This window comes from Chitinophaga niabensis (assembly GCF_039545795.1).
Classification (GTDB): Bacteria; Bacteroidota; Bacteroidia; order Chitinophagales; family Chitinophagaceae; genus Chitinophaga; species Chitinophaga niabensis_B.
Map to the genome: position 1 here is coordinate 779303 of NZ_CP154260.1, position 19102 is coordinate 798404.

At 45.0% G+C, this 19102-nt stretch carries 13 protein-coding genes; 5 read left to right on the forward strand and 8 right to left on the reverse strand.

The genetic code is table 11. The annotated features are described in order from the left end of the window. The first annotated feature begins 78 nt into the window (after positions 1-78). A complete protein-coding gene (locus tag AAHN97_RS03360; RefSeq protein ID WP_343306141.1) occupies positions 79-2205 on the forward strand; it encodes a carboxy terminal-processing peptidase in 2127 nt (708 codons plus the stop codon). A gap of 67 nt (positions 2206-2272) precedes the next feature. Here the strand turns inward: AAHN97_RS03360 and AAHN97_RS03365 are convergent, their stop codons facing one another. From AAHN97_RS03365 to AAHN97_RS03375, 3 genes are all read right to left on the reverse strand, one after another. Then, a complete protein-coding gene (locus AAHN97_RS03365) occupies positions 2273-3037 on the reverse strand; it encodes a DUF6934 family protein (protein ID WP_343306142.1) in 765 nt (254 codons plus the stop codon). 144 nt (positions 3038-3181) lie between these two features. Further along, positions 3182-4132 carry a hydrogen peroxide-inducible genes activator gene (locus tag AAHN97_RS03370; protein WP_343306143.1) on the reverse strand — a complete coding sequence of 317 codons (951 nt, stop codon included), beginning with the start codon at positions 4130-4132 and terminating at the stop codon, positions 3182-3184. A gap of 111 nt (positions 4133-4243) precedes the next feature. Beyond that, positions 4244-5461 carry a hypothetical protein gene (locus AAHN97_RS03375; RefSeq protein ID WP_343306144.1) on the reverse strand — a complete coding sequence of 406 codons (1218 nt, stop codon included), beginning with the start codon at positions 5459-5461 and terminating at the stop codon, positions 4244-4246. 169 nt (positions 5462-5630) lie between these two features. Here AAHN97_RS03375 and AAHN97_RS03380 point away from each other — a divergent pair, with 169 nt between their 5' ends. After that, positions 5631-6368 carry a glycosyltransferase family 2 protein gene (locus AAHN97_RS03380; RefSeq protein WP_343306145.1) on the forward strand — a complete coding sequence of 246 codons (738 nt, stop codon included), beginning with the start codon at positions 5631-5633 and terminating at the stop codon, positions 6366-6368. Between the two features lies 1 nt (position 6369). Then, positions 6370-7161: an O-methyltransferase gene (locus AAHN97_RS03385; protein ID WP_343306146.1), complete on the forward strand. Its 792-nt coding sequence runs from the start codon at positions 6370-6372 to the stop codon at positions 7159-7161. Between the two features lie 139 nt (positions 7162-7300). On the opposite strand, the gene AAHN97_RS03390 is transcribed toward AAHN97_RS03385, so the two are convergent. Beyond that, on the reverse strand, positions 7301-7927 hold the full coding sequence (locus AAHN97_RS03390; RefSeq protein WP_343306147.1) for a DUF4142 domain-containing protein: 627 nt from the start codon (positions 7925-7927) through the stop codon (positions 7301-7303). A gap of 177 nt (positions 7928-8104) precedes the next feature. Between AAHN97_RS03390 and AAHN97_RS03395 the strand changes: the two genes are divergently transcribed. Together AAHN97_RS03395 and AAHN97_RS03400 are read left to right on the forward strand one after the other, a co-directional pair. Beyond that, positions 8105-8896 (forward strand): hypothetical protein, encoded by a 792-nt coding sequence (locus tag AAHN97_RS03395; RefSeq protein WP_343306148.1) that lies wholly within the window; start codon positions 8105-8107, stop codon positions 8894-8896. A gap of 9 nt (positions 8897-8905) precedes the next feature. Then, complete coding sequence (locus tag AAHN97_RS03400; RefSeq protein ID WP_343306149.1) at positions 8906-9679, forward strand: alpha/beta hydrolase-fold protein; 774 nt, start codon at positions 8906-8908, stop codon at positions 9677-9679. Between the two features lie 34 nt (positions 9680-9713). Here AAHN97_RS03400 and AAHN97_RS03405 read toward each other — a convergent pair whose 3' ends face one another. From AAHN97_RS03405 to AAHN97_RS03420, 4 genes are all read right to left on the reverse strand, one after another. After that, on the reverse strand, positions 9714-12527 hold the full coding sequence (locus tag AAHN97_RS03405) for a hypothetical protein (protein WP_343306150.1): 2814 nt from the start codon (positions 12525-12527) through the stop codon (positions 9714-9716). A gap of 75 nt (positions 12528-12602) precedes the next feature. Beyond that, on the reverse strand, positions 12603-14348 hold the full coding sequence (locus AAHN97_RS03410) for a RagB/SusD family nutrient uptake outer membrane protein (RefSeq protein ID WP_343306151.1): 1746 nt from the start codon (positions 14346-14348) through the stop codon (positions 12603-12605). A 12-nt stretch (positions 14349-14360) separates the two neighbouring features. Continuing rightward, positions 14361-17762: a SusC/RagA family TonB-linked outer membrane protein gene (locus tag AAHN97_RS03415; protein WP_343306152.1), complete on the reverse strand. Its 3402-nt coding sequence runs from the start codon at positions 17760-17762 to the stop codon at positions 14361-14363. Positions 17763-18043: 281 nt separating this feature from the next. Further along, positions 18044-19093, reverse strand: a complete 1050-nt coding sequence (locus tag AAHN97_RS03420) for a FecR family protein (RefSeq protein ID WP_343306153.1) — start codon at positions 19091-19093, stop codon at positions 18044-18046. Between the last annotated feature and the right edge of the window lie 9 nt (positions 19094-19102).

The following is a 19102-nucleotide window of genomic DNA, read 5'->3' on the forward strand; positions in this document are numbered from 1 at the left end:
AGTTTATATTTGAGTAGAAACGCGAACCGAACAACCATTCGAAATTCGTAAGTAATTGGTAATTCGTAATTGAATCAGATGAAATTGAAAGTGATAGTACCGATCATGCTGATCAGCATCTCGGCAGGAATATTTGCCTTCGCAAAGATTGGTGGTACAGACGATCCGCCGGGAAGATATGAAGCTATTATGACCCTCGTTGGCCAGATCCTGAAAGAGGGGCATTACCAGCCGAAACCGATAGACGATGCTTTCTCCAAACAGGTGTTCAAGAAGTACATGAAGAGCCTGGACAGTGAGAAGAAATTTTTCATGAAGAGCGACATCGATGCGCTCAAACCATTGGAAACACATGTGGATGACGAGTTGAACGGCGCTCCGCTGGACCTCTTCAAAAAAACCAACGATATCATCCGTCAAAGGGTAACAGAAGCTGCGGCTATCTATCCTGTGATCCTGGATAAACCTTTCGACTTCTCCAAACAGGAAAATATCGTGATTGATCCGGATGCTATGGACTGGCCTGCAGATGCTGCAGCCCGTACAGAAGCCTGGCGCAAATCGCTGAAATTGCGTACGCTGGAAAAATATGCGGACCTGATAGAACTGCGTGATAAAGAAAAAACCGGTAAAACGGATGCAGCGCTGGAAGCAGAAGCCCGTGCTAAAGTGAAAAAAGTATACGATCGCTATTTCGACCGGATGAAGAACCGCATGAAAGAAGATGATCGTTTCTCCATGTATGTGAATGCCATCACTACCACGATGGACCCGCATACGGACTATATGCCTCCTGTGGAGAAACGTGCTTTCCAGGAGCAGATGGCTGGTAAATTCTTCGGTATCGGCGCACAGCTGAGAGAAGATGAAGGCCGCATCAAGATCGTGAGCATTGTAACGGGCAGCCCCAGCTGGAAACAGGGGCAGCTGAAAGCAGATGATGTGATCCTGAAAGTAGCGCAGGGAAGCCAGGAGCCTGTTGATATCGGCGGTTTTGCCGTAGATGAAGCAGTGACCCTGATCCGTGGTAATAAAGGAACAGAAGTACGTTTAACCGTGAAGAGTGTAGACGGTACCACCAAAGTGGTGAGCCTTATACGTGATGAGATCAAGCTGGACGATACTTTTGCAAAATCCGCTGTTATCTCCGGCCAGCATAAGATCGGGTATATTTATCTGCCTGAGTTCTATGCAGACTTCAATGATCGTCAGGGTTCTTTCTCTTACGATGATGTTGCCGAAGAGATCAAAAAACTGAAAGCAGAAAAAGTGGATGGTATCATCCTGGACCTCCGTTTCAATGGTGGTGGTTCCCTGCCTGATGTGATCAAAATGGCCGGCCTGTTTGTACCGGAAGGCACAATGGTACAGGTACGTTCCCGTGGCGGTGAAACACAGCAGCAAAAAGACCGTGATAAAAGCGTACAGTACGATGGCCCGCTTGCCATTATGGTGAATGAGTTCAGCGCTTCCGCTTCTGAGATCATGGCAGCTGCCATGCAGGATTACAAACGTGCGGTAGTTATCGGTAGCCCTTCTACCTTTGGTAAAGGTACGGTGCAACGTTTGCTGGAACTGGACAACTTTGTACGTACAGATATGGGCGGCAGTCTTGGTGCTATCAAGCTCACGGTGCAGAAGTTCTATCGTGCAGATGGTGGTTCCACGCAGTTGAAAGGTGTTGAGTCTGATGTGGTGTTACCTTCTCCATACTATGAAGTTGGTGAGCGTAAAGACGAAGATGCCCTGAAATGGGATGTGATCCCGAAAGCAGATTACACCGTATGGCAGGACCCTGTGGATGTGAAAACATTGAAAGCAAACAGTGCCAAACGTGTAGCTAACAACGAAGCGTTTAAGATCATCAATGATAACATTGCCACGCTGAAGAAACTGGAAGAGCAGAAGACCTATCCGCTGGACCTGGCTTCTTATAAAGCTGACCAGAAGAAGAATGCTGCAGCGCTGAAACGTTATGATGCCGTGAATGATAAGGTGAAAGACCTGAACATCAACAGCCTGAAAGTAGACCTCAGCAAGATCGCGGGAGATACGGTAAAGCTGGCGCGTAATAAAGACTGGTTAAAGGCCCGTACGAAAGATGCTTACCTGAGTGAAGCGGTGAATGTGATGAATGATCTGATCCTGCAATCTTATCCGAAGTTGAAGAACAACTACACGGATGCAAAGAATAAGGAGAACTAAACTTATTGGATAAATAAAAAAGGGGTAGAACGAAAGTTTTACCCCTTTTTTATTGCGTGATGATTTGCTATAGATCCAATCTCAGATGATCTGGTAATACAACACCCTTCCAACGCTCCCTGGCTCTCGCGGTTTGTTCTGCAAAGAGATCTGACCAGTTTGCTGCTTCCCTCTGTTTGTAATATAATGCCCACATTTCTTCTTCTGTGGTTGGCTCCATCACTTCTTGTGTTTGATTTTCTTCAGCTTTCATAATATATTGGTTTTTATTTCTTGTTAGAATAACTGATTGCCGTTTGTGATCGGGAATATAATCCATCATAGTTATTTTATTGTTAGTTCTATCTAACCCTCCATAAAAAGTATAATCCTTAGTTAATACATCGTAATGTTTGTTTACATAACCTCTATAGATATTTATTCTTCTATTCACATTTCTACAGATATACGTACAGTTTTTTCTGCAGGTAGCACGGCATGTTTCAGCAAATCCGGAAATGCTATCACTTCCCCGTACTTCCACAATAGCATTGTTATGTATTTCAAAGAAACGGGGAACAGTACTGAGAACGGTATTAAATACTTTATAGGCATCCCCGTTATTGGAAATCACATCATCTGCTATTATACTGTTCGAGAAATTGTAATCTCCAAATCCGAAATTGAAGAGTTGCCTCCCGTTTACGTCTTCTGCAAAGGAATACTGAACCATTTTTAATAGATCTTTTTCCCCTTTGCTGATGAAAGAATATTCGATGAGTTTTTCTGTTACACTTTGAGCTACATTATAAATAGATTGCTTTGGTTCATGGATACTCTCATAAGTATACATTGCAGATATTTAGGTTAACAAACTTATTACGCCTTATTCAACCAATTGGAGATTACAAAGCTACCCCTACTTCTCCGGAATAAGAAGTAAAAGCACTAACACTTTATCCGATTTAGCCCCCTATTTATTAACTGAAACTAACATTTACTTCTTATCCACCACTATCTCTATCACCTTCTTCGTTTTCTTCACCTTCATCTTCTCCGGCACATTGGCCAGGATCTCCTTCTTAAAAGCCTCAATAACGCCCTGTTTAATGAAATAGCGGTGTGTGACCAGGCTGATCTCTCTAACGGGCTCAGGGGCTTTAAAAAAGCGCACCATGTTCATTTGTTTGGCAGAGAGGTCCTGCAGCGATAGTTCCGGCAGAATGGTATATCCTTCATTCAGCTCTACCATACGTTTGAGTGTTTCCACACTGCCTGTATTGTATTCCAGGTTCCTGAATTCTCCCATGCTGAATTTATCCCGGCAGATATTGAGCACCTGGTTACGCATGCAGTGACCTTCATTGAGCAGCCAGATGTCTTTCGTTTCCAGGTCTTCCGGCAGGATCACCTTTTTATCCGAGAGTTTATTGCTTTTAGCGGTGAACACCACAAAGGTTTCATAGAACAGAGGATGTTCCTCCAGGTGCTGATTATGCAATGGTGTGGCCAGGAGGCCGCAATCCAATTGCTCCTGTTTAAGCAGGCTGATGATCTGCTCGGTGGAATATTCCCATACTTCCAGTTTTACTTTCGGGTATTTCTTCATAAAGGAAGTGAGCACACGGGGCAGGAGGTAGGGGGCCAGGGTAGGAATAATACCTACTTTCAGCGTTCCCTGGATCTCTTTCTTCTGATCTGCTATGATCTCCCTGATCCTGGCACTTTCCTTTAATATCACGCGCCCCTGGGCTATAACAGCCATGCCTATTTCCGTAGGCACAACGGGTAGTTTGCTCCGGTCAAATATCTTCACACCCAGTTCATCTTCCAGTTTCTGGATCTGCATGCTGAGCGTAGGTTGTGTTACAAAGCACTTGTCTGCCGCTGTCACAAAACTCCGGTAGGTATCCACGGCCACTACATATTCGAGTTGTACTGTAGTCATAATGGGGCAAAATTAGGTATTAAAAGGGGATTGGTTGGAACGGGGTGTGTAAAATGTGATTAAAAAAAGCGGACCGTTTCCGATCCGCTTTCCTGTATGGCGTTATAACGCTTAGAATATCCTGTAACGGTATTTCACTTTCTCTACGTTGATGGTGAGTTCCCGCATATTGATAGAAGACTGTATCTCCTGTACTGCTTCGTTCTTTAACTGGCGGAATTCATTCTGTTTGGTCTCTACGATCCCCTTATCGGCCAGGGCATTGTCCTGCGCCAGGCGGAGGGAATGGTTCACCTTGGTGTAGTAGGAATCCAGCAGGCTGAAATATTCATTGTAAAGGTTCTCGAAACGTTTGGTTTGGAGAATGAGATCTTCCAGCTGGTTGTTGGCCTCTTTCAGGCTCATGTTATCATTCAGCAGGGCTTCGTAATCGATCTTTTTGCCTTTGGTATATTTCTCTTCCAGTTTGTTAAAGTAATCCACCACTTTTTCTTTCCTGAAATCAATGAAGTATTCGTTCAGTGATTCCGCGATGGTTTTATTACCACGGGGCGGCAGGGGCATTTTGAGCGCACTGGCAGTGAAGGCCAGGTGGTCATACATATTGTCCTGCAGCAGGGAAAGCTGGTCCTTATTGAAGTTCAACCCGAATTCAAATTTCTGGTTGGCATCATTCAGTGCGGTGTAATAGATCACGTATTTGTTCAGTTCCTTCTCAAATTCCTGGAGCAGCTTATGATTGATAGCCTTATTACTCTGGCTTACACTGTGCAGGAAACCCATCACGGAGCTGGCAATGGCCAGGGGAGGGGTGAGGGAAGTAAAACTTTTGAAGATGGGGCTGTTGATAATGGACTTGGTGGATTCCACCAGTTTGGTATTCCTTTCGTTCTTATCAGATTTACCCTTGAGGATGATCTTTTCCACCAGTTCTACTACACGGTCGCTCAGGGAGAACCCTAATTCCTTACTCTCCGGGTTGTTGAGGGAGGTAATGAACACATCGAGATTACTCGTTGTGGTCCTGGATTTCAGGTCAATGATCTTTTTGTTCAACAGATAGTAGGTTTCGGAGGCCTGGATGAGGTTGTTCTTGACCAGGTTGTACTTAGTGATATTGTCGAATTCACGGCCCCTTGATAATGATTCAATGGCCTGGGAATTCTGCTTGTCACTATCCGCTACCCTTTGAAGATCTTCCATGATCTTCTTGATAGTAGTGTCCGCCGTTTTAACCTCGGCTTTCTTTTCCGGGTCCTGGGCAGATACTTTCATTGTCACTAAACCTGTCATCAACAATGGCATCATCCATCTAATTAGCTTCAGCATGCTTGAATGTCCTTTTATGTTAAGAAAACCTTAAGAAAATATAATGCCAAAAAATCACCAAGTCACAAAGATAAGAATTAATTCTACTGCATAAAAGTAAGAATTGTATATAGCTACTTATGCATTAGGAGTAATTTTATACCTTTGCAGCCTAAATCACCCTCGATTCATGCTCAATAACAAAAAGGTAGTGGTAGTGCTACCAGCCTACAATGCTGCACTGACCCTTGAAAAGACCTATCTCGAAATACCCATGGATGTGGTGGATGAAGTGGTATTGGTGGATGATGCCAGTAAGGATGATACGGTAGATGTAGGCCGTAAATTAGGGATTAAACACATTGTTCGTCACGATGCGAACAAGGGATATGGCGGGAATCAGAAATCCTGTTATAATAAGGCCCTGGAGCTGGGAGCAGATATTGTTATTATGGTACACCCTGATTATCAATACACTCCAAAACTTATCCTGGCTATGAGCAGCATTATTGCCAATGATGTATATCCTGCGGTGTTCGGCTCCAGGATCCTGGGTAAAGGAGCGCTGAAAGGGGGGATGCCGATGTATAAATATATTTTTAACCGGATGCTCACTTTCACCCAGAACATTTTACTGGGCCAGAAATTAAGTGAATACCATACCGGATACCGGGCTTTTTCTGCGGAAGTGCTCCGGGATATCAATTATATGGCGAATAATGATGATTTCGTGTTCGACAATGAAATGGTGTCCCAGGTATTTATGAAGGGATATGATATTGCAGAGGTGACCTGCCCCACTAAATATTTTGAAGGTGCATCCAGCATCAATTTCAAACGCAGCAGCATTTATGGATTAGGGGTATTGCGGGTTTCGCTGCAACACCGCCTGCATAAATGGGGACTGATCAAGGCAAAAATCTACTAGTTTGAGTGTACAGCACCAGATCGCGTTAGCCAGGAAATATATCCGGTACCGTTTTACAGCAGGTAACCGCCATGGCCTGCATTCTCCGTTCGCCTATGCGTTACTGGATGAAGTGCTTTATGACCGCAAGCCCCGCCCGGAATATGCTCCCATAGAAGCCCTGCGGCAGCAATTACTGCAAAGTGAAGAAGTACTGGAAGTAACAGACCTGGGAGCAGGATCTTTAATGGGGGCCACCAATACCCGCAAAGTGCGTGATATTGTACGCCATGCGGCCAAACCTCCCAAATTCGGGCAATTGTTCCACCGTTTGGTGAAACGTTTTAATGCAGCCACCGTGCTGGAACTGGGCACTTCTATGGGCCTTTCCACTGCTTATATGGCTGCTGCCGGTGCAAACGTGCATACCATTGAAGGCTGCCCCAATATTGCTGCCCGCGCTGCTAAGAACTTCGAGGTCTTAGGGCTGCGGAACATTCAGCAGCATATCGGGAATTTTGATGCCGTATTACCCCGCCTGCTCAACGAAATTCCTGCACCGGACTTAATATATATTGACGGTAATCACCGGGAAGACCCTACCGTTCAATATTACCTGGAGTGTATTAAAAAAGTAAAACCCACTGCCGTGCTGATCTTTGATGATGTGCACTGGACGGATGGAATGGAGCGCGCATGGGAAACTATTAAAGCGCATCCTGCTACTACTTTATCTATTGATCTCTTCTTTATCGGGCTTATCTTCCTGCGGAAAGAATTTAAGGTAAAGCAGCACTTCACGCTTAAGTTTTAAAGATAAAAAAACTCCGGTTCCTAAAGAACCGGAGCTTCATACGCCATACTTCTCAATTCCTTCGCTGGGATTATCCAGAGCAGGTACAAAAGGTGTAATCTCAGGCTTTGAGGGCCACCCTCTAATAAGAAGCTGCGCTTTATTTTAATTTACTTTGTTCCTTCTTCACCATATCAAGATGATTCCTCAATTCAGGTAATGTTTTGGCGAACCAGGCTTTTAATTCCGGATCTTTTACATCTTTTGATGCATCTTCAAACAACCTGATGGCTTTTTCGTGTTTGTCTGATAACTCTTCTACCAATGCTTTGTCGAAATCATTACCACTCTTTTCCAGTAACCTGTTAATATCATCTGTTTTCCCTTGTGGAAGAACAGTAGGAATGGTAATGCTTTTTGTAGCTGCTAATGTTGCCAGTTCCTTGTTTGCTTTCTCATGTGCTTTCTGCATGTGAGCTGCCAGTTTCTTTACACCCGCATTGGCTGTTTTAGCCTGCGCATCTGTACTCAGTTTTACTTCGTATAAGCCATCCTCTGCCGCTCTTGTTACAAAGCTTGCATCATCACGTAATGAATCGTCGGAGAATTTATCCTTGTTCACGTCCTGGGCCATGCCCTTCGTCATACCGGTATCTACTGCTGTAATATCCTGATTACCTACCGTAGAAGTATCATCCGTAGTTGTTCTGGTGCCACTGTTACAGGCCAGCATACCACCAATTGCTAAAGGTAAAAAGAATGCTGCCAGTTGTTTTATCTGTTTCATTTGTTAAAGGTTTTTCAAGTTCATGAATAGTATTGAAAAGATTGTGCCATTGCCGTAAATCCTTATTAAACAGCTTTTTATGGTGTGGCATTGTGGAATTGAATGCCCGAACTGAGAGAATTAGGGAACATGAATTAATAAAATTCCATATATTTATTACAGAAAAACCTATATCCTATGAAGTCCTGGCTACTGCTGGCCGTGTTGCTATTGACGCAAACCGTTCAGGCCCAGAAGAATAATACGAGATCTTTTTCCGAAAAGCTGGAAACCGCACAGTGGATGCGGGAGTACGACAGTGTGGCCTGGCGCATGTCCGAACTGGTCACAGAAGCTACTTACGAAGAGTTGGCCCGCATCGGCAGAGAGTGGTTCTGTTACAAGGGAACAGACAGTTTGTGGAATGGTGTGTACGGCAAGTTCAAAGATGGTAAATACGACCAGGTGCTGCATTACCGCTTAAATACAAACGATTCGATAGATGTGGTGCCTGATTCCATAGATGCTGTAATGCTCGTTGCAGTTTCAAAAGCTATCAATGCGGCTTATCGCGAAGCGGGTGTGATCCTGGGCAGATCATATGTGAAGATGAATAAGTTCATCCAGTATCACCAGGATAAAACAATCACCATCTGGCTGATGCCCGCTCTGCAACCCAGTGATGTGGCTATGTATGGCGGAGAGTTCTATTATCATTTTGACGAAAGCGGTACTAAAGTATTGGAGCGGGAAGAATATTATAAAGGCCACTTCAAAGGGTTTAAAATAGGGAAAACGCGCGAAGTGCGGTTGAACTATGAAGATGCAGATGAACCAACGCAGGGTGCTATTTATTTTGCTTTGCAATATCAACGCAGCTTCTCTGAAATACATATTGACACAAGAGGAAGTACCAGCCTGCTGGCCTTCAGCCAGGAAAAAGGATATTACTGGCGGCACGCAGACAGATCATTAGCTCATAATCCGTAATTTAATAGCATGAAATACGCGCTCTTTTTCCTTTTATCAGTTTTATCCATTGCAGGATACGGACAGGATTTTAAGGCCCATACGTTTATACGCGGTAATGATACTTTGCCTTACCGGCTGTTGTTACCAAAGGATTATAAACCCGGTACTGAATATCCCCTGATAGTGGTGATGCATGGTGCCGGCGAAAGAGGGAATGATAATATCTCCCAGCTTAAACATGGCAGTAAATTGTTCCTCAACGATTCACTGCGTACAGCATATCCTGCCATTGTGATCTTTCCACAGTGTGCAAAGAATACCAGCTGGGCAGTGATGGAATTTAATAAAGACAGTGTTGGCTGGGCCGGCGTGAAATTCAATGCGGATATCAAACCTACCATACCCAGCGGCCTGCTGCACCAGTTGCTGGATAGTCTGCTGGCTTCCGGCAGCGTGGATTACAGGCGTTTGTATGTAGGAGGATTATCTATGGGTGGTATGGGTACATTTGATATACTGGCCCGTTATCCCACCCGCTTTGCTGCAGCATTCCCGATCTGTGGAGCAGGTAATGAAGCATATGCTTCCCGGTTTACACATAGTACCGCATTATGGATCTTTCATGGTGCGGACGATAATGTAGTGCCCGTTAGATTCTCCCGCAGTTATCACGATAGCCTGAGAGTGGCAGGTGCCAGCGTAAAGTATACAGAGTATCCCGGTGTGGGACATAATAGCTGGGATAATGCTTTTGCGGAACCGTACCTTCTGGCGTGGTTGTTTTCAAATAAAAGGAAATAAAAAAGAAGGCCCTTTGATCAAAGGGCCTTCTTTTTTATCTGAGTACAAACCATTGCTGACTGTTAGCAGGAATGGTCACTTGTAAATTGAGCTTTGTTCCTTTTAGCGTTACTTTCTTTGCCACACCATTCTCCCCCGTAATACTGGCCTGGTTCTTTAGGCCGGTATAATAAAGGTCTATTGCTATGTTTCTTGTGATAGGCTCCGTTAAAGGATTGTAGATTATAATGAGCCCCTTGTCTTTCCCTTGCGGATCTACATGCAGTATACCATCATAGTCCCTTCCATCAGGCCGGCGCAGGTGAATGAGATCTCCATCCAGTACGCGGCGGTACTTCTTGTAGAAGTCTACCCATTTCTTTACCAGTACTTTTGTTTCAGGTGCGTCATATAAACGTGGCCCACGGTAACAGGCTTGTACGCCGGCGCCGAAAAGATTAGCCAGCCGTTGCTCATAATGGGGGAGATGTTCCTTTAAAGGCTCAATGGTAGCTGCTGCACCGCCGCCATGATATTGAACTAAGGGAACAAACATCCAGCCCATCGAAGGTGTTTTTTCCCAGGTACCATCATAGATGTTCTGGCGTTCAATGATCTCCTGCTGCTCCCGTGGAAGAGACCAGTTAGTTTCCCTGTAACCCATGGCTACTTTGGTGCCGCCACTTAAAAAATACCAGTCGGGTATATTGAGGTAAATGCCTTTTCCCCTGCACCACTGATAGAATTGCTGAATGGTTTTGTATTGCTTCCAGCGGGAATCTTCCAGATCTCTGTGCCCCGGATGTGTGGTGGATGCGCAAACATCACCGGGATAGGAACCATCATGTTCCAATAGATCCTGACCGGTTTTTTCATAAAAGCTGTAGAGCTTCCTGAAATAATTTTGCCCCCATTCACTTTGCAGGCAGGGAGAGTTACCGAATGCAGGTTTCATACCTTCCGGCATTACCACATCATTTTCCTTATTGATGGAACGGCTGGCCAGCAGGGAATAGCCACCTAACGCTATTCCTTTGGAAGCTGCATATTGTTTCAACTGTTTCATGCGCTGCAGGTTCTGCTGTGTGGTATCTTCAATATTGAAACCACTGCCAAAGGTCATGATCACCATTTCAAACCCAACTTCCGCAGATTGATCAATAGCACTTTTCACAGGTTCGTCTGCCGCACTGCTAACATGCATAATGATAGGGTTTTCCGTTACCCAGGGTGCAATGGTCCTGTACAGTTTCTTCTGGCTTAAACCTCTTCTTTCCCTGTCGTAACTGTCAAAGATCAATTCCCAGATGCGTGCACTTTCTGTTGATGTACCTGTGGCTAGTTCCTGTCCCATACCTGTTTTAGGCATACATACCAATACAGAGGGTGTTTTTAAATTGTAGTTCACCTGTGTAGTGTAAGATGGATCTGTCTGCCAATCTACACAAGCATTCTGTGCGGCGTTGCTGGACATAGAGCCAAAAGCGAAATCGCTTTCTGCCAGGATGGGTGGCATTTCCCAGCGTTGTTTATGTTCTACAGCGCTTTCAGCTTCGATCACTGCCAGGTGTTCGCTTTTAATATTATTGATGATGATCTGTTCTTTGCTGTTGTTGGTTACACTCACCCATTTGCTGAGCAGTGGAATACCATCATATATTTCGTAGTGTACTTTTACGGTTAATCCGGAAAGGAACTGCAAATCCTGCTGCACTGCTTCAGGAGCGCCTAATATTAATACTGCTTCTATTTTACTGCGGCCTTTTGTACCTGCTTCCCCACGTTCAGTTCTGCCACCCTGCGGATCTGTTTTGCCTATTCTTACATGTGTGGGCTGACTGGTTAAAGGAAGTTCTGTAAGGGTGGTGTATGTTTTGCCATCTTCTGAAACACTGCAGGTCATTTTTCCCGGAAGGAACAGGATGCGCAGGAAATAAGATTTTCCCGGATCATATCCTTCAAAATTAGCGCTCTTGCTATCGTGGAAAACACGGAAGCGTTTTGCACCGGGGGCGAGGTGGAATTTGGAAGATTTTCCATCAGGGAATTGCAGGGCAATACCTGCACCATATCCGTTACTTTCATCTGTTCCACTGTTAAGCTTGCAGATGATCACTTTTGTTTCATGAGATAAAGGCTGTTCGGCAAACAATACGGAGTTAGCTGCTGTTTGCATTTCTCCTGCTTTGCCTTCATTCTGAAACGAAGCATTTTGTGAAGCGGCTCCTTTGATGATCTCCCATTTAGGAGAAAGGCTCAGGAAATTATCGGCGAACAATACTTTCCTGCTGATGTCAGACGACAGGCTGCTCATGATCGTGGCATCTGCCTGGTAAGTAAAAGTTACTTCCATTCCTTTCGGTGGCCAGGGTAATTGCTGTGGCGACCATGCCGTACGGCGGTTCCATTCAAACCTGGCTTTGATAGGTGCGGTGGTATAAGATGTGAGTTTGAGGCTTAACGGGTCCGCTTTCATTTCGGGGATCCATTTCGGCAATAAGTAATTCCCGATCGGCTGACCGGTTAAACCACCTGCTTTTATCTCATGACCGTTGATCCATAACACAGCTTCCGGAGATACGGCACGTACCAGTGCTTCATTCGTTACCAGGTTGTCCAGTCCGATGGTGGCGCCATTAGGCGTCAATGCAAATGTGCGTGTGATAAGTCCGTTGCTGAGGGCCATGTATCCTTCAGGTGTTCTGTAGATAGCGGACTTGCGGGCAGTGCCAGCCAGGAGCCAGTCTTCTTTACTTTGCAGCGCTGCTTTTTCGTATAACGGAAGCCCCGCTACGCTGATGGATTGTGCTTTTACTGCAGATGCTGTTACCAGCAATGCTAACGTGGTTCTGATCAAATTTTCTTTCACCTGTATAATTTTAAAAAAGAGTAGCATCCCGGGTTAATAAAACCGGCCCGGGAATTACCAGGCCGGCTGGATGTTTTAGTGTAATGTAGGATCAAAATCTCCGCCCCAGTCTTTATTCTGTTTAAGGTTCGGATTCTGATTGATATTGCTTAGCTGAATAGGGAAGAAGTAATATTTATCCGGCATCACCATTTGTTTAGGACCATTGGTGATCAGTTCCACTACTTCATATGTGAAATCCTGTGGCAGCAATTCAAACCTGTTGGCTTTTCCTATTTCAACAGGTGTTACCTGGTCATAAGTGAGGCCATTTACTTTAGTTGCCATCACACCGTATTTGCGCATACCATTTAATACATTCAGCATGCGGTGGCGGCGCAGGTCCCAGAATCGTTGGCCCTCAAACATAAACTCCACACGCTTTTCATCGAGGATAGCCTGGCGCATTTCAGCACGCGTCATACCGGCTTTAAGGCCATACATGCCGTCACCACCGGCTTCAATACCTGCGCGTTTGCGGATGTCTTTTAACACCTGTAATGCTTCGGCAGGTTTGCCTGTTTCGTTGGCGGTTTCTGCATAGTTGAATAAAACTTCTGCATACCTGATCTCCGGCCAGTCTACATCATTCAATGTTACCTGGGTGGAAGGTAACTCTTCCATTATTCCTTTGCGTGTATATAAACCGGTACGGTAGTGATTTTCTCCCTGGATAATAAAACCAAAAGCATCCATTGATTTGGCAATGCCAGACATGGTGTATTGGCGGCGGCCTTTGATACCGCTCAGTTCATATATACCGCCGTTCCACACCACTGTTGCATCAAAACGGAGATCCCTGTTGAGCCAGAATGTTTGTGCATTATATGTATAGGCGGAAGTAGGGTCACCGGGCTTTTTACCATCTTTCATAGGGAAAGCCTCTGCCATACCCCAGGTTGGCTGATCAAGACCTGTTGCATTTTTTGATTCTGATAAAGGGCGGACACCATCTTCCCCGCGGCCATTTGTTTTTGCCGGATTCACATATATAACGGAAAGGATGTTTTCCTTATGCCCTTTGGTTTCAAAAACTTTGGAAAAATCTTCCAGCAGGCCATAACCATTTGCATCCAGGAAATCTTTAGCTGCTTTGTTGGCAGTGTAAGCAGTTGCCCAGTTAGCATTATCATATGGATTGACAGGATTAAACTGCGGAGAGGCCTTATATAATAATACCCTTCCTTTGAAGGCTAACACAACGGCCTGATCTATACGCCCACGATCGTTGCCTGTATATTTCTTAGGCACTAAAGCAGCAGCTTCGTCAAGGTCTTTCAGAATAAAATTAAAACACTCGCTGGTCGAATTCCTTGATACTTTCAGATCATCGGTCAACTCCTGCGGCACTTCGATAATAGGAACACCGCCATGATAGTATACCATTTTGAAATACAGGAAAGCCCGTAAAAATTTAGCCTGTCCTATCATGGGATTTTTCACATCGGCAGCCACTTTCCCGGCAGGTAATTCTTTCAGCAGGATGTTTATTTTCCTGATGGTAGCATATGGCCAGAATTTCATCGTGCTATTATCTGTGGTCACCCATCCATCGCCAATGATGCCTCCGCCTTCATCGGCGATGCCTGCCATGCCTGTGGGCCATCCGGAAGTGAGTGTACTGCCGTAAAGGTTGCTGAGGAAAGCACCGGAGGTGAGTGGATCATCAAATGTTCCCGCTGCCGGATAGTTGCCCAGGTTATCTACTTTATCCACTACTTTTCCGCAGGCGGAAAACAGGATAAATAAAAACAGGTAACTGATATATTGAATCGTTTTCATTATCGTCATTATTTAGAAGTTAATATACGCCCCGCCGGTAAAGGCTTTCATCAGTGGATAAGAATCCAGTGTCAGTTGTTCCGGATCATGTTCTTTCAGTCCTGATATATAGAACAGGTTGGTTGCGTTTGTAAATAACTGTACACTGTTCACGCCGATCCTGCTTAGCCATTTTTTAGGAAGCGTATACGTAAGGTCCAGGTTCTTCAGGCGTAAGTATGCACCATTCCTTAACCAGAAGGAAGAAGCACCACCGCCCACATCTGCCACCTGGAACTCTCCGGAAACCCGGGGATATTTAGCATTGGGGTTTTCAGGTGTCCAGTAATCGCTGGCCCATAATTCGAAGTAAGGTCTGTCTACCTGGAACACACCACCACCACTACGGGTACTGATCATTCTGTCGTATGCACCCACACCCTGGAAGTGTGCATTTAATCCAATGCCTTTCCATTCCAATCTGAAACCAACACCATAGTTCATTCTTGGAGAGCCGTTGGTAGACAGATATGTCATGTCGTTATCATCAATTTTGCCATCAGGGCCTTCTGAGTAATTAGTGCCGCGGATGTCTTCGAACAATAAATAACCAGGTTTAGGAATGCGGCCATATTGCGTAAAGCCGGCAGGAAGTTTATCAACATCTGCCTGTGATCTGAGGATACCTTTTGAAATGAGGCCGTAAACCCTGTTCTCCGGCTGCCCCAGCTTACTTCTCCAGTTATTTTTATAGGTGCCGTCACGCAATGCCTGGGCTTCATCTATCACATCCCATTTATCTTTAGCATAGCCAATGTTGCCATATAGAGAATATTTCAGTTCGCCGATCTGGTCTGACCATCCGGCAGAGAATTCAAATCCTTTCCAGGAACGCGCTGCATAATTTACCGCGGGTAAGGATGCTCCAAGCGTGGAAGGAGTAGAGCCAAGCCTTGTGGCAAGGATGTCTGATTGTTTCCGGATGAAGAAATCTATTTCACCAGTAAGCCTGTTATCCAGGAATCCATACTCTAATCCAATATCAAACATTTTTGAAGTGGACCAGGTGATATCGGGATTAGGCATCACACCGGGAGCAATACCATCGTTCAAAGCTGTCCCAAAAACGAAGCCGGTGCTTTTAGCATAAGTCTGGCTCCATTGGAAAGCACCTATTGGAAGCGCGTTTATATCTTCATCATTACCGGCTGTACCATAGGAACTTCTCAGTTTCAGATTGCTGAGCCAGGGTGTATTGGCCTTCAGGAAGTTTTCTTCGGATATGCGCCATGCGGCAGATATGGAAGGGAAGAAACCCCATCTTTTACCCGGTGCAAATTTGTAGTTACCATCATACCGGAAGGAGAATTCTGCAATGTATTTATCGTTATAGGCATAGTTAGCACGACCTATCACAGAAGCCCTGGCCGAAGCGCCCTCATTACCGGTGAACCATCTCCTGGCAGCGTCTGCAGAAGCATTGTAGATCTGGTCAATTTCGGTGGTCAGCAACTGATCGGCACGTCCGGTAAGATAAGTTCCATTATCCTTACCCTGTTCATACACCGCCAGTGCAGAAACAGCATGTTTCCCGAAAGTTTTTTCGTATTTGAGGTTCAGATTGATCTGGTAGGCATTGTAGAATTGTACATCCTGCTGAATATTAGGATAGGTTGCACTGAGGTTATGGAGATTGATCTTGGTAGGGTCAATAGGCCCCGGAACAAATTTATTGGTAGGGCTGCCGGATTGGAATATATAGGCTTTGTTATGTACAACAAAAGACTTCATATTCTGATCATACCCATTATAATGCGCCTGGAAGCTGGTGCTCAATCCATCCACAAGATCAGCCAGGTCAAGGTCCAGGCGAACGATACCATCCAGTGTGCGTTTTTTGATATCGCGGTAGCCGCCACTATTGATCATCAGTTCTACCGGGTGCCATGCACCGGGAATAACAGGGAGGTCGTTCGTATTGGTGGACGGATTTCCCTTTGCATCTACATAGAAAGGATATAAACGCGTCCAGTTAAATGTAGCCCTGTAAAAATCGCCTACGTTGAAATCCTCTGCGCCATCATATGGCCAGTACCAGCGGTGATAATTTCTTTGGTTACCACTGAGGTTTACACTTACCTGCAGCCGTTTGGAGATCCTGGCGGTTATATCTGAGCGGAAATTATAGCGGTCAAAATCGAGGTTCTTGTAAGAACCTTTTTCATCGTGATAGCCGAGTGATAAATAATAAGAGATAGTTTCAGTACCACCTCTTACAGAAAGGTTATGCTGCTGTACAGTTGGTTTTTGCCAGATATAGTCGTTAACGGCGTAGCTCTTGTCTTTAAAATAATCGAAGATCTCCTGGCCATAGGGTTTGGGTTGCCCTTGCGTAACGGACATGTTGTTCACGAATGTAAGTTCTTCGGTAGCGGTAAAACTCTGTACCGGTTTGGTGGGGTTGGAAAATGAATAGGAGCCTTTGTAATCGAAAGAAGGTTTTTGAACGAGGCCTTTTTTGGTCACTACCAATACTACCCCATTGCCTGCTTTAGAACCATATACAGATGCGCTGGCGGCATCTTTCAGGAAGTTGATGCTTTCCACCTCGTTTGCATCCAGAGCATCGAAATCAGCTTTCCCTTTGATGATGCCATTGATCACATATAAAGGTTCTGAAAAACTGCCTCTCATACGGATAGAGGAGGAAGCCCCTGCAAGGCCTGTACTGCCTACAACAGTAACACCTGCAGCACGGCCGGCTAATAGATTGGACAGGTTGGAAGCAGGAATATTGCCGATCTCTCCAGGTTTAACAGTGCCAATAGCACCGGTAAGGTTCACCTTTCTTTGTGTGCCATACCCTACCACCACCACTTCATTCAGGCCTTCGGTAGAGGCTTTTAATACAATATTGCCCAGCTCGCTTTTTCCATTTACAGGTATTTCCATTGATTGGAAGCCCATAAAGCTGATCTCCAGGACTGCTTTGTCGTCCACCGCCAGGGAGAAGGAGCCATCCGTTTTGGTCACTACGCCTATGCTCTGGCCTTTCACCTTTACGGTAACGCCAATAAGCGGAGTGCCGGTTTCATCCTGTATCCTGCCGTGCACCTCTATCTTGTCCGCCAGGGCAGAGGCATTGGGGGAGATCACTACCAGGTTCCTGTTCAGGATCTTATAGGCAAGCACATTGCCCAGTACCTTTTGCAGGATCTCCTGCACGGTGGCATCTGTTACATCAATGTCTATCTTTCCCAGCTTTTTGATGTCGTCCTGCAGAAAGAAGAAGCGGTAGTCGCTTTTCTGCTGGATATTGTGCAGCACCTTTGCCGCATCCACCTGTTCCAGCTTCAGGGAGAACTTGTTCTGCCCATACCCCATGGCGGATACATGTAAAAAAGGTATGACGATGAATAGAAAAGCTATTTTCATGATCAAGAGCAACTTTAGTACCGACTGCGTGGAAATTTTCTGCAGCTTAAACCTGCATTTTTTCATAGATTTGAGTTGAAAAGTTAATAACAGTGGCCTAAGCAGGGCATAAAGCCCTGCTCAAACCAGTTCCAGAATTGTTAGCTATTCATGGGGAGGAGCTCCACCTCTTCCCCTTTCATAGATCTTACTGCATTAAGGACCGTGGTATTCCATAACTGTGATTTTGGTTTATTGTAGAATTACGTGGTTGGGCTTACAACAAGCGGATCAAAGAAGTATTACCTGATATATATATTGTTCCCTGTCATTTCATATTTAAAGTGCACCATCATTTGCAGGATGTGCATTGTTTCTTCTATGCTTACGTTGTCGAAGTCGCCGTTCAGGCGCAGGTCTTTCAGCTTGTCGTTGGCGAAATGAAATTTAACATTATGCCATCTCTCCATTTTTAATGCAACCATGTCGAACGATTCATCTGTAAAGGCTAGTTTTTCCTTTACCCATACTGCTTCTTCCGGTATGGTTTCATTGTTGGCGGCCTTTACGGTATGTACTTCGTATTGAAGATCTGATATTGGTTGATCTGCTTTGTCTTTGGTGAATATGTTATTCTTCAGCGATATCTTTTCGTTGGGTAAAAGGATCACTTTCTTTTCTTTACTTTCTTTCAGGCTTACTTCTACTTTGCCTGATATAACCGTGGTTTCAATATTTTCTAAAGTGTTATAGGATTTTACATTGAAAGAGGTACCCAATACCTTTACCGTCATACGGTCCGTATACACATGGAAAGGGTGTGCGGCATCTTTAGATACATCAAAGAAGGCTTCTCCGTTGAGCCATATTTCCCGGTCCTGCTGGCCAAAACCCTTATGGAACCTTAGTTGGCTGCCACTGTTCAGGTTCACCTGTGTGCCATCCGGCAATACAAAACGTTTCCGTTCTCCGTTCATTACGGTGATAACGGAATCCTGCTCCGGCTGGATAGATGCCTGCAGGGTATTGTTATTATAATGCCGGTAGCCGAACCATGCGGCAAATACAATTGCACCAGTTAAAGCGGCAGCAACTGCCAGCCTGCCTGGAAGGAACCTTCTTCGTGGTTCCTCTGTATATGTATTTAGTCTTTGGGCTGTACGCTCCCAGCGTTCCTCCAGGTGCTGCTCATCCTCTGCGGCTTTTTTCATCCATATCTCCTGCAGCAATTCCAAAGTATATGGCTGAATGGCATCCTGCCGGATCAGTTCTTCCAGTTCAGAAAGCTCTGCTTCCGTGGCTTCTTTATTCAGCTTTTTACCCAGTAAAACAAAAAGTCTGGTATCATTCATTGACGAAGG

Bases quoted from the DNA above. Each gene is read 5' to 3' on its own strand.
- AAHN97_RS03415 (WP_343306152.1), bottom strand. From the start codon at position 17,762: ATGAAAATAGCTTTTCTATTCATCGTCATACCTTTTTTACATGTATCC.
- AAHN97_RS03390 (WP_343306147.1), bottom strand. From the start codon at position 7,927: ATGAAACAGATAAAACAACTGGCAGCATTCTTTTTACCTTTAGCAATT.
- AAHN97_RS03360 (WP_343306141.1), top strand. From the start codon at position 79: ATGAAATTGAAAGTGATAGTACCGATCATGCTGATCAGCATCTCGGCA.
- AAHN97_RS03410 (WP_343306151.1), bottom strand. From the start codon at position 14,348: ATGAAAACGATTCAATATATCAGTTACCTGTTTTTATTTATCCTGTTT.
- AAHN97_RS03420 (WP_343306153.1), bottom strand. From the start codon at position 19,093: ATGAATGATACCAGACTTTTTGTTTTACTGGGTAAAAAGCTGAATAAA.
- AAHN97_RS03375 (WP_343306144.1), bottom strand. From the start codon at position 5,461: ATGCTGAAGCTAATTAGATGGATGATGCCATTGTTGATGACAGGTTTA.
- AAHN97_RS03400 (WP_343306149.1), top strand. From the start codon at position 8,906: ATGAAATACGCGCTCTTTTTCCTTTTATCAGTTTTATCCATTGCAGGA.
- AAHN97_RS03365 (WP_343306142.1), bottom strand. From the start codon at position 3,037: ATGTATACTTATGAGAGTATCCATGAACCAAAGCAATCTATTTATAAT.
- AAHN97_RS03395 (WP_343306148.1), top strand. From the start codon at position 8,105: ATGAAGTCCTGGCTACTGCTGGCCGTGTTGCTATTGACGCAAACCGTT.
- AAHN97_RS03380 (WP_343306145.1), top strand. From the start codon at position 5,631: ATGCTCAATAACAAAAAGGTAGTGGTAGTGCTACCAGCCTACAATGCT.
- AAHN97_RS03370 (WP_343306143.1), bottom strand. From the start codon at position 4,132: ATGACTACAGTACAACTCGAATATGTAGTGGCCGTGGATACCTACCGG.